Origin of the sequence: Streptococcus sp. Marseille-Q5619 (assembly GCF_946901205.1) — a bacterium.
In the GTDB taxonomy this organism is placed as follows: Bacteria; Bacillota; Bacilli; order Lactobacillales; family Streptococcaceae; genus Streptococcus.
In genome coordinates, this window is sequence record NZ_CAMPPO010000005.1 from 65,143 (window position 1) to 75,950 (window position 10,808).

The 10,808-nt window shown below is 40.9% G+C and carries 12 protein-coding genes and 1 tRNA gene; 2 read left to right on the forward strand and 11 right to left on the reverse strand.

Features of this window, described 5'->3' with window-relative positions:
• Positions 1-98: 98 nt before the first annotated feature.
• Positions 99-1,313 (reverse strand): pyridoxal phosphate-dependent aminotransferase, encoded by a 1,215-nt coding sequence (locus tag OC530_RS07950; RefSeq protein ID WP_000666459.1) that lies wholly within the window; start codon positions 1,311-1,313, stop codon positions 99-101.
• Between the two features lie 158 nt (positions 1,314-1,471).
• A complete protein-coding gene (locus OC530_RS07955; protein ID WP_262081054.1) occupies positions 1,472-1,750 on the reverse strand; it encodes a hypothetical protein in 279 nt (92 codons plus the stop codon).
• A 191-nt stretch (positions 1,751-1,941) separates the two neighbouring features.
• Between OC530_RS07955 and OC530_RS07960 the strand changes: the two genes are divergently transcribed.
• Positions 1,942-2,394 (forward strand): universal stress protein, encoded by a 453-nt coding sequence (locus tag OC530_RS07960; protein WP_000079148.1) that lies wholly within the window; start codon positions 1,942-1,944, stop codon positions 2,392-2,394.
• Between the two features lie 182 nt (positions 2,395-2,576).
• Here OC530_RS07960 and OC530_RS07965 read toward each other — a convergent pair whose 3' ends face one another.
• Entirely contained in the window at positions 2,577-3,968 is a 1,392-nt protein-coding gene (locus OC530_RS07965) for a Cof-type HAD-IIB family hydrolase (RefSeq protein WP_173249702.1), read from the reverse strand.
• 65 nt (positions 3,969-4,033) lie between these two features.
• Between OC530_RS07965 and OC530_RS07970 the strand changes: the two genes are divergently transcribed.
• On the forward strand, positions 4,034-4,996 hold the full coding sequence (locus OC530_RS07970) for an asparaginase (protein WP_173249701.1): 963 nt from the start codon (positions 4,034-4,036) through the stop codon (positions 4,994-4,996).
• Between the two features lie 169 nt (positions 4,997-5,165).
• On the opposite strand, the gene ccpA is transcribed toward OC530_RS07970, so the two are convergent.
• From ccpA to OC530_RS08010, 8 genes are all read right to left on the reverse strand, one after another.
• Positions 5,166-6,176, reverse strand: coding sequence for a catabolite control protein A (ccpA, locus tag OC530_RS07975; protein ID WP_050253459.1), 1,011 nt, complete (start codon positions 6,174-6,176; stop codon positions 5,166-5,168).
• A 318-nt stretch (positions 6,177-6,494) separates the two neighbouring features.
• The gene (locus tag OC530_RS07980; protein WP_049512651.1) at positions 6,495-7,094 is read right to left on the reverse strand and encodes a response regulator transcription factor; all 600 of its coding nucleotides are present in this window, start codon (positions 7,092-7,094) and stop codon (positions 6,495-6,497) included.
• A gap of 1 nt (position 7,095) precedes the next feature.
• Positions 7,096-8,193, reverse strand: a complete 1,098-nt coding sequence (locus OC530_RS07985; protein WP_173276030.1) for a sensor histidine kinase — start codon at positions 8,191-8,193, stop codon at positions 7,096-7,098.
• Complete coding sequence (locus OC530_RS07990) at positions 8,193-8,930, reverse strand: ABC transporter permease (RefSeq protein ID WP_262081051.1); 738 nt, start codon at positions 8,928-8,930, stop codon at positions 8,193-8,195. Before OC530_RS07990 ends, OC530_RS07985 begins: the two co-directional genes overlap by 1 nt.
• Position 8,931: 1 nt before the next feature.
• Positions 8,932-9,816: an ABC transporter ATP-binding protein gene (locus OC530_RS07995; RefSeq protein WP_262081052.1), complete on the reverse strand. Its 885-nt coding sequence runs from the start codon at positions 9,814-9,816 to the stop codon at positions 8,932-8,934.
• Positions 9,803-9,997, reverse strand: coding sequence for a hypothetical protein (locus OC530_RS08000; RefSeq protein ID WP_173212254.1), 195 nt, complete (start codon positions 9,995-9,997; stop codon positions 9,803-9,805). The genes OC530_RS07995 and OC530_RS08000 overlap by 14 nt, the downstream gene beginning before the upstream one ends.
• The gene (locus tag OC530_RS08005) at positions 9,994-10,185 is read right to left on the reverse strand and encodes a hypothetical protein (protein WP_012972435.1); all 192 of its coding nucleotides are present in this window, start codon (positions 10,183-10,185) and stop codon (positions 9,994-9,996) included. Before OC530_RS08005 ends, OC530_RS08000 begins: the two co-directional genes overlap by 4 nt.
• A gap of 501 nt (positions 10,186-10,686) precedes the next feature.
• Positions 10,687-10,760 (reverse strand) — tRNA-Pro (locus tag OC530_RS08010).
• Positions 10,761-10,808: the final 48 nt, after the last annotated feature.

Here is a 10,808-nt window from a genome sequence, read left to right on the forward strand (position 1 = left end):
AGTGATCAGTTACTAAACATACTTTACTATTCTATCTGATTCTTTCACTTTTGTCAATAGCTCAAGGCAAATGTTTCCAGCTTTTTCGAATGTAAGCCCTATCTACGATACTGTTTCAAGAAACGAGTCATTTTTTCTTGGATTTGGGCTAGTTCATCAACACGAGGAAGGTAAACGATACGGAAGTGGTCTGGTTCTTTCCAGTTAAAGCCTCGACCATGAACCAAGAGAACCTTTTCCTGCTTCAAGAAATCAAGGACAAACTGCTCATCATCATCAATACGGTACATATTGCGGTCGATTTTAGGGAAGATATAGAGTCCAGCCTTGGGTTTAACCGCAGACAAACCTGGAATCTCTTGAATGGCATTATAAATGAAATTTCTTTGCTCGTAAATTCGTCCACCAGGAAGGAGCAATTCATCGACTGACTGGTGACCACCCAAGGAAGTTTGTACGACTTGTTGGGCCAAAACGTTAGAGCAAAGGCGCATATTGGATAGCATATTGAGCCCTTCGATATAGCCCTTGACATGAGTCTTAGGACCAGACAAGACCATCCAACCCACACGGAAACCAGCGATACGGTGGGATTTTGACAAACCGTTCATACTGACACAGAAGACATCTGGTGCCAAGCTCGCCACAGGCGTATGCACATGCCCATCCATTACCATACGGTCGTAAATTTCATCCGCAAAGATAATTAAATCGTTTTGACGGGCAATCTCAATAATCTCCAACAAGAGTTCCTTAGGATAAAGGGCTCCAGTTGGATTGTTTGGGTTGATAAGGACGATTGCCTTGGTATTGGAAGTGATTTTTGACTTGATATCGTCAATATCTGGATACCATTCTGCAGCTTCATCACAGATATAGTGAACGGCATTTCCTCCAGCTAGGCTGACAGCTGCTGTCCAGAGAGGATAGTCTGGCATTGGGACTAAGACCTCGTCTCCATTATCCAAAAGCCCCTGCATGGACATGACAATCAGCTCACTGACACCATTTCCAAGGTAAATATCATCAATATCTACGTTTGGGAATTTCTTCAATTGGCAATACTGCATGATGGCCTTACGGGCTGAAAAAATCCCTTTGGAGTCAGAATAACCTTCACTATCACGCGCATTCATAATCAAGTCATGAATGACTTCATCTGGCGCTGTAAAGCCAAATTCTGCTGGATTTCCTGTATTCAAACGTAAAATCTTTTCTCCATTTGCTCGCATTCGCATGGCTTCTTCCAAAACAGGACCACGGATATCATAAGCAACATGTTCTAACTTACTAGACTTGTTATATTCTTTCATCTTGTTTCCTCAATTCATCAGGATAGTAACATTATACCACTAGAAAGAAAATGCGACAAGTTTGCTGAAATGTTTTACTAAAATCCTACAGAAGAAAAGCCTCGCTAAAAGCGAGGTCAAGACAGGGGAGATAGCAGGTATTTTGCGAAAAAAACACATTACATACCAAAAGATAAACCTAGAAAAAGCAAGCCTAAAAAGGAGTCATAGAGAAGATTGAACATGAGGAAAAGCCCCCATATCATCAAGTAATCCCAGCGACCACTTCGTTTAGCGACTAGGAATAATACCAAATGGTAGAGTAAATGAAAGACTAAAAAGCCAACAAAACCTGGATAAAGAAGCGGAATCAACCTATCTAATTGCCAGATCATGATAACTTCTACCAAGATCGAAGCTAAGATGATTCCATAATAAAGGAAATTTGTTTTTTTGATTCTTGAAAAGAGTTTTTCATAACCACTCCTCTCCAATATATTCTATCTTTACTCTCACCCTTTTTATATATTTTAACATATATACATATATATGTCAAGCGCTAACATTTTTTTGAAAAATACTTTTTTTGCTTTACTTCTATAGTGAAAAGGTTTACAATTATAGTAAGAAAATTTCAGGAGGTTTCATTATGGCACAACGTTACCAAAATATCATGGTCGCAATCGATGGTTCTAAAGAAGCGGACTTGGCTTTTGTCAAGGGAGTTCATTCTGCTCTACGAAACGACGCTAAACTCACCATCGCCCATGTCATTGACACACGCGCTCTCCAAAGCGTATCCACCTTTGATGCTGAAGTTTACGAAGAACTCCAAGTCGACGCTGAAAGTCTGATGAAAGAGTACGAAAAACGTGCTAAAGATGCTGGTGTGGCAGATGTTCATATCGTCATTGAAATGGGAAATCCAAAGACCCTACTGGCACGTACTATTCCCGATGCTGAAGAAGTGGACCTCATCCTCGTTGGCGCAACTGGTCTCAACGCCTTTGAACGCCTCTTGGTCGGATCTTCATCTGAATACATTCTCCGCCATGCTAAGGTCGATTTGCTGGTTGTGAGAGAACAAGAAAAAACCTTATAATTACAAAGAAAAGGAGCTCAGCGCTCCTTTTTGTTTACTATTTATACTCTTCGAAAATCTCTTCAAACCACGTCAACGTCGCCTTGCCGTAGGTATGTTACTGACTTCGTCAGTTTCATCTGCAACCTCAAAGCAGTGCTTTGAGCAACCTGCAGCTAGTTTCCTAGTTTGCTCTTTGATTTTCATTGAGTATTATTTCTCTCTTTATGACGTTCATAAGCCTTAAGCTGACGCTGCAGTTCCTTTTTAATAGCAGGTTCTGGAGCATATTTTTCTTCCCAATCATCTGGCTTTAAGATTTTGTGGGTCACTGGATCAAAATGAGCCTTGCCATCTGGGAAAATTTTCCCCATATTGGCCTGATGGACAATATCAAAAATACGTTCTGGGTCCACTCCCATCAAGACAAAACTGCCATAGGTGAAGTAAAGTGTGTCAATCAAGGCATCCACTTGCCCTATCAAATCTTGCTGAGCAGGCGTCTTCTTGGCTACTTTATCTGCCGCCTTATCAAGAGCTTGATGAAGTTGCGATAGAGCTTGACCAAAATCCTCTTCCGAAGGACTGGCAGCTCGAACAAACTCCACCAATTCTTCTATTTTAAAGCCAGCCCTATGGGTTGCACCTTCTAAATCCCAAGCTCTAGGTTCTTCTTGGGTTCGTTCATCCATCATGTGGTGGAAGGTCTTGACCTTATTGAAATGATAGTCACGGCTGACAAAGACTTTTTCTGAAGACAAAACACCAAAATGTTCCAAGGCCTTGTGGATTCCGTCTTGCTGATTGCTAGTGGTAATGTGCTTGGCAACTTCCTTGACACTGCTACTACCATTTCCCATAGCGACCGACATACCGACACCAGCCAGCATTTCTAAGTCGTTATCTGAGTCACCAAAGGCCATGACTTGATTAAGGTCAAAGCCATATTCTTTTCCGACTCGGCGTATGCCTTCCAATTTAGAGTTTCCTTGATTGATGACATCCGCTGCAAAAGGATTGCTACGTGTCAATTTCAAATCTTCAAAATCAGCTGCTGCCTTCTCAGATTCTTCTGGCGTCATCAGCATCAAAACTTGGTAGATAGGCTGATTCATCAGATGAAGCAGGTCTTCTTCCTTTTGGGGAACAACCTTGCTGACCATGCGATTAAAAGACTGATTCACTGTTCGGGTTAGAACAGAGGGAACGAAGCGACTGATTCGTTGGGAAAAAGAACCCAGACCAAAGGACATGATTTTGGAACCCAGCATGGCATCCTTGGTCCCTAGGGCAATCTCCTTGCCCTCTTTTTTAGCATAGCTAATTAGATGACGCAAATGCAACTTGGAAATAGGGCTCGTGAACAAGACTCTGTCTTTAGTAAAGATATACTGGCCATTATAGGTTACCGCAAAGTCCAAATCCAAATCGTCCATCAATTCCTTAACAAAAAAAGGTCCTCGCCCTGTCGCTACGCCTACAAGCACCCCTTGTTCTTTGACAATCTTAATCGCATCCTTAGTGGATTTCAAAACACTCTTGCGATCGTTGACCAAGGTTCCATCGATATCAAAAAAAACAGCTTTGACTTCCATCCTATCCCAATCTCCCCTTTTGTGATACAATGATTATACCACATTTCAGAAAGAGTGAGTAAATCATGCCTAAGAAAATCCTTGTTTTACATACGGGTGGGACTATTTCCATGCAGGCCGATGCTTCTGGCGCTGTTGTGACGAGTTCAGATAATCCCATGAACCATGTGTCCAATCCTCTTGAAGGAATCCAAGTCCACGCCTTGGACTTTTTTAACCTGCCAAGCCCCCATATCAAACCCAAGCATATGCTGGCCCTCTACCAGAAAATTAAAGAGGAAGCTGCTAACTACGATGGAGTGGTGATCACACATGGGACCGATACTTTAGAGGAAACAGCCTATTTCCTTGATACCATGGAAGTCCCCCATATGCCTATCGTTATAACAGGGGCCATGCGCAGCTCCAACGAACTCGGCAGTGATGGTGTTTATAATTATCTAAGTGCTTTGCGAGTAGCTAGCGATGACAGGGCTGCTGACAAAGGAGTTTTAGTCGTTATGAACGATGAAATCCACGCTGCCAAGTATGTTACCAAAACGCATACGACCAATGTCAGTACCTTCCAGACTCCTACCCACGGCCCCCTTGGTCTCATCATGAAACAGGAAATCCTCTACTTCAAAACAGCTGAACCTCGTGTTCGCTTTGACCTTGATCACATACAAGGTTTAGTCCCTATTATCTCGGCTTATGCTGGTATGACAGATGAGCTGATTGATATGCTGGATTTGGAACAATTGGACGGTTTGATTATCCAAGCCTTCGGAGCTGGTAATATACCCAAAGAAACCGCTCAAAAATTAGAAAGCCTTCTGCAAAAAGGAATCCCAGTCGCCCTGGTTTCACGATGTTTTAACGGTATAGCTGAGCCTGTTTATGCCTACCAAGGTGGGGGCGTGCAGTTGCAAAAGGCAGGTGTTTTCTTTGTCAAAGAACTCAACGCCCAAAAAGCCCGCTTGAAACTCCTAATTGCCCTCAATGCCGGACTAAAAGGGCAGGCTTTGAAAGACTATATGGAAGGCTAATACTCTTCGAAAATCTCTTCAAACCACGTCAGCTTCCATCTACAACCTCAAAGCAGTGTGTTGCGCAGCCTTTAACCAGCCGCCTAGTCCGCTCTGTGGTATTCATTGAGTCGACATCTCTTGTTTAAGAGCACAAAATCAGGAAATCTTCTCGATTCCCTGATTTTTTCTATTTCCGTTTTCGTGTTGAGCGACGTTCTGTCAAACCATGAGGTAAGAGAACTTCACGTTCTTCCAACTCTTCCTTATGCATAATCTTAGTCAACATACGCATACTAATGGCACCAAGGTCATAAAGAGGTTGGGCAATAGTTGTCAAGTTTGGACGGGTAAAGCGTGCAATTTGCGAATCATCACTAGTAATAATCTCAAATTCTTCTGGTACTGACACACCCTTATCAGCCAAACCGTTCAAGACACCTGCTGCCAACTCATCACCTGTCACAACTGCTGCAGTTGCGTTTGATGAAATCAAGCGCTCTGCTAAGGCGTAACCATCATCATAGCTATATTTAGATTCAAATACCAAACCCTCACTATAAGCGATTCCTGCTTTTTTCAAGGCTTCCTTGTAGCCAACTAAACGAACCTTACCATTGATGTCATCCACTAGCGGACCGCTAACGAAAGCAATACGCTCATTTTCTTTAGCAAGGTAACTCACTGCATCAATCGTTGCTTGCTTATAGTCAATATTGACACTTGGCAACTGGTGCTCAACATCGACAGTTCCTGCGAGAACAATCGGAGTACGTGAACGCGAAAATTCTGAGCGAATTTTATCTGTCAAGTGATAACCCATAAAGATAATGCCATCTACCTGCTTTGAAAAGAGGGTATTGACAACAGAAACTTCTTTCTCGTTATCTTCATCGCTATTAGCTAAGACAATATTGTACTTGTACATTTCTGCAATATCATCAATCCCCTTAGCCAAACTCGAAAAATAACCATTGGTAATATTTGGAATCACGACACCGACAGTGGTTGTCTTTTTACTTGCAAGACCACGCGCAACTGCATTTGGACGATAATCCAAACGATCAATTACCTCTAGCACTTTTTTACGGGTATTCTCTTTTACATTTTTATTGCCATTGACCACACGGCTGACCGTCGCCATGGAAACACCTGCTTCACGAGCGACATCATAAATGGTTACTGTATCATCTGCATTCATTCCTTTTCCTGCCCTTTCTATCCCACACATTCTTTTACAAGTAGAGGCACCGATTGAAACTCTATATCTACTTACAAAAGTGAAGATGTGAAAATTTCGTTTTCATGTTTCTACTTATTCCATTCTATCACTAATTGTAAACACTTTCAAGTGTTTTTTGAAGATTGATTGAAAAAATTTCATAGAAAGCCTAGGTTTAGCTCTTGCTACCACCTTAGAGTAAACAAAAAGGAGGAAACTAAGCCCTCCTCTAGTTACAAATTGTTTGATTGAATCACTTCAATTTTAGCACATAATGGTTTTAGAGTTATAATAGTATCACAACCAACCAGATTCTTTCGCGATATTAGCTGCCTCTGTTCGATTACCTGCATCTAGTTTCGAAAGAATATTGGTGACATAGTTTCGGACGGTTCCGTTGGATAAATAAAGTTGATCTGCAATTTCTTGGTTAGACAAGCCTTGAGCAATTCCCTTTAAAACAGCAATCTCTTGTTCTGTCAACGGATTGGGATGCGTCATCACCACTTCCATCAATTCAGGCGAATACTCCTTGCGCCCTTCGAGGACGGTGTGCAAGGTTTGCATGAGCTCTGCAATGTTTCTTTCTTTTAATACATAAGCATCTACTCCAGCCTTGACCGCACGTTCAAAATACCCAGGACGCTTGAAGGTCGTCACCACAACCACCTTTGTTTCTAGATTTTCTGCTCGTATCCACTCCAAAACTTCAAGACCTGTCTTAACAGGCATTTCTACGTCAAGGATGGCTATATCTACAGACTCCTTTTCTAATAGTTGGATTGCTTCTTGCCCATTCTTGGCTTGTAAGACAGACTCTACATCTGCTTGAAAGGCAAGCAACTGGCACATGGCATCTCGCAACATACTTTGATCTTCTGCGACTAATACTTTCATCTTAGTTTCTCTCCTTATAAGGTAGTCGAACTTGCACTTCCGTTGGATGTTTCTGACTGATTACACTTACTTCTCCTGAAAATGGAGAAACACGATCTCGGACTGTATGGAGCTCATCTCCTTTTAGAAAAGCAAAGCCGCAGCCATCATCACTTACTGTTAAAATGAGTTCCTTCTCTGTCCGTTCTAATTTTAAGTAAGCTTTAGACGCTTTGGCATGTTTGATGATATTGGTCACTAACTCAAGCAAAATCATGGAAGCCATTGACTCCAATTCTTGAGTAAGGCTAGCAGTATCTAGTTGGTTATCCGTTTCCACCTCAATTCCAGCAATTTCTAACATCTTTTTCACAGTCTCTAGTTCGGATGTCAAAGTTCTAGACTTAAGATTTTCCACAATGGTTCGCACTTCATTCATGGAATCCTTGCTGATCTGGTGAATTTCTTTTAATTCCTTTTCCACCTGTGGATAAGCCTCCATCTGAAATAACTGCAAGGCTAAATCTGTCTTGACACTCAACATAGCAAAGGTATGCCCCAGACTATCATGCAAATCTTGACCGATACGACTGCGTTCATTTTCAGTAAGCAATAGATTTATCTGGGCATTTTGCTTAGCCTGTGCTTCTTTCAAATCCTCCACAATCCGAATCCGAACCAAGCCAAAAGTCATTAAATCGACAAAAGCAAGAATTACAAGTAGATAGAATAGAAACTCAACTTCGATTCTCTGAAAAATCAACAGTTGGCCCACAACAAGGACTTGAGCAAGAAGAAAAGTCCAGACATGTAAAGACTTTAAACCACCTACGCTGAAATGATAACTTAAGAGATTGGATAGGAAAAAGAAAAACCAGATATAATTAACAGCAACAAAGGCAGTATTCCCAACTACATAAGTCAGCATGAGGCCCCAATATAGCCAAGATAGGCGCTGGCTCTTAGTTGTTAAAACACCCAAATACGCCACTACAAATAGAATATCAATCAATAAATGCCAGGCAGAAAGCCACCCAGTCACTACAGGTAGGATGGGGAAAATCATAAAAATTAAACTGGCCCAAAACATATAGTGTATGCTTTTCAGTCTTTCAAGCATTAAGCATTCTCCTTATGACCTTGAAGGTAAATGGTCAAACCAAACAAAACTGCTGAAAAAACAAGTAGATAAACTGTGGCTGATAGATTGATGCTACCCTCGTTTAAGAAGGTCTTGAGCAACTCCATCAACTGATAAGTTGGTAGGCACTTCCCGATTGCTTGCATCCAGTCTGGAAATAAAGAGATGGGCATCCAGAGTCCACCTAAAACAGCCAAACCTATATAGAGAAGATTGCCCACGACAGACATCAGCTGACTAGAAGGCAAGAGTGTCAAGGTCAAGCCAAGCGCTACAAAAGCTACACTTCCTACTATCAGCAAGAACGCAGCCCCAATCCAGCTTGCTAGAGGCATGTCTACACCTCTTACAAAATGTCCAACTGTAAAAACAACCAGAATTGAAACCAAATAATCAACCAGCATACTTGTTATCTTTGATAGATAATATTCTACCATATTTACAGGGCTATGACGCAATGTTTTCTGCCAGTTGTTCATCTTATCGGTATGTAAGACAGCTGGGAATGAAAAGATAGCGGTCGACATCATGGAAAAGGCAGTCATGGAGATGAGGTAATCACGCATAAAATTAGCCGGTCCACCTGGTGTGTCCTGGTACATGCCTGAAAAGAATAAATAGAAGGCTGTCGGCATCCCTACGGATAATAGATAATAGACTAATTGTCGTTTGGTCAATAGAAATTCTATCTTGTTTAGTGCGATCCATTGTTTCATCTTAGTCATCTCCCTTTTGTGTTTCTTCAAAGATTGTATCCAGCAAGCTACGATTATTGACTTCAATTTCTTGAATCCTACATCCTGCTCGGACTAATAGTTCCCAGAAAGCATTTGCCTCTCGTGTGACAACTTGCAGAGCATCTTGTTTTTGTACCCACCTTTCAACCAAGACTGACTTCTCAACGACTTCCTTGTAAGCCAGCGGAAGGATAAAATGCTTTTCAATCTCCTCACTACGCATAGCTAGAGGCGTCGTATCACGAATCAACTCTCCCTTATTCAAGACCAAGATTCGGTCCGCTGTATGCTCTACCTCTTCGATATAATGGGAGGAATAGAGAATGGTAACTCCCTTAGCTTTTAGTTCCTGAACAATTTCCCAAAAGCGTTGACGAGTTGAAGTATCCATGGCCGCAGTTGGCTCATCTAAAAAGACAAGTTTTGGTCGGCCAATCAAGGTCAAGACAAAAGAGAAAAGACGCTTTTGCCCACCTGACAATTTTTCTGCAAATTGCTCTTTCTGTTGCTGATCAAACTGCAATAGTTGATCGATTTCCTGGTTGCTCAAGGGATTTGGATAAATACTTTGAAAGAAAGCAATCAACTCTTTGACCTTTAATTTCTGAACGATAACATTTTCTTGAGGGAGATAGGATCTTGTGTAGTCTAACTGAGAACTCGTCACTGGCAAGCCTTGGATGGATACTTGACCGCTTGTGACCAGTTTATCTCCAAGCAAACAATCTAAGAGTGTTGTCTTCCCAGCTCCATTTGGACCAATTAAGGCAACACATTCACCATCGTTGATTTCAAAGGAGATGTTCCGCAAAATCTCCTTGTCTTTTATTTTCTTACTCAATTTCTCAACTTTAATCACAGTCATGAGACTCTCCTTTCAACCACTCCATTCTCATAAGGAAAACGACGAAAATCATAAATCCAAACCCCAAAGCACCACGGATGAATTGGTGAAGGAAGGCTTGATCAAACCAACCTGTAAACATTTCTACCAACCATACCACTAGTGATAGTCCAATAAAAAGATAGAGAAACGCTTTTTTCATTTTTCAAACTCCTTTTTCACATCTGAGACTAATTTCAAACCTTCTCGGATAAGCCAGGACATCATTCCAAATCCTGCAAATAGCTCCCAAGGAAAATGATAGAAATCTTCATCCAATCCTGAGAACATGAGATAAGTCATGACTCCTGCTGCTACTAAACTCATTGCGACAATTACTTTATGTTTCATTTTTTCTTCCTCCACTTGATACATCTAGTATAATTCTTTGAAGGTAGAATCACTAGAAGCTTCTGTCATGAGGAGATATGACAAATGTCATAAAAGATTCTGTTCAAAACAAGCAAGATACACTATACAATAAAACACAAGTAGAAAAATCTAAGGCAACTTCCTCAAAAGAGATATCAAACCCCATTCACACTATAATGTAAACTAATACTTATTTAAAATCAAAAGAGCGGAAATTTTTATCGTACAAACATATATATTATATGTAGGACAAAAAACTCTTCAATTACTTTCTTAAAAGTTTGTAAGAATTATACAATCTGTTAAATTTTAATTTATGTACCTAAACTACAGTATTCATTGAACAAATCAGGAAACAAAAAAATATACGCAATCAAAATGAATTGCTGAAAATCAAAAAAGAGAGAACCAAAATAATTCTCTCTTAATGTATATAATATCTCGTTATAAAAACACACACTCACATATCTCTGTAATGTATCGGGAAGACAGGATTCGAACCTGCGACACCTTGGTCCCAAACCAAGTACTCTACCAAGCTGAGCTACTTCCCGAGTTAAAAAGAAAAATGCACCCTAGAGGAGTCGAACCTCTAACCGCCT

Bases quoted from the DNA above. Each gene is read 5' to 3' on its own strand.
- OC530_RS07950 (WP_000666459.1), bottom strand. From the start codon at position 1,313: ATGAAAGAATATAACAAGTCTAGTAAGTTAGAACATGTTGCTTATGAT.
- OC530_RS07960 (WP_000079148.1), top strand. From the start codon at position 1,942: ATGGCACAACGTTACCAAAATATCATGGTCGCAATCGATGGTTCTAAA.
- OC530_RS07965 (WP_173249702.1), bottom strand. From the start codon at position 3,968: ATGGAAGTCAAAGCTGTTTTTTTTGATATCGATGGAACCTTGGTCAAC.
- OC530_RS07970 (WP_173249701.1), top strand. From the start codon at position 4,034: ATGCCTAAGAAAATCCTTGTTTTACATACGGGTGGGACTATTTCCATG.
- ccpA (WP_050253459.1), bottom strand. From the start codon at position 6,176: ATGAATGCAGATGATACAGTAACCATTTATGATGTCGCTCGTGAAGCA.
- OC530_RS07980 (WP_049512651.1), bottom strand. From the start codon at position 7,094: ATGAAAGTATTAGTCGCAGAAGATCAAAGTATGTTGCGAGATGCCATG.
- OC530_RS07985 (WP_173276030.1), bottom strand. From the start codon at position 8,193: ATGCTTGAAAGACTGAAAAGCATACACTATATGTTTTGGGCCAGTTTA.
- OC530_RS07990 (WP_262081051.1), bottom strand. From the start codon at position 8,930: ATGAAACAATGGATCGCACTAAACAAGATAGAATTTCTATTGACCAAA.
- OC530_RS07995 (WP_262081052.1), bottom strand. From the start codon at position 9,816: ATGACTGTGATTAAAGTTGAGAAATTGAGTAAGAAAATAAAAGACAAG.
- OC530_RS08000 (WP_173212254.1), bottom strand. From the start codon at position 9,997: ATGAAAAAAGCGTTTCTCTATCTTTTTATTGGACTATCACTAGTGGTA.
- OC530_RS08005 (WP_012972435.1), bottom strand. From the start codon at position 10,185: ATGAAACATAAAGTAATTGTCGCAATGAGTTTAGTAGCAGCAGGAGTC.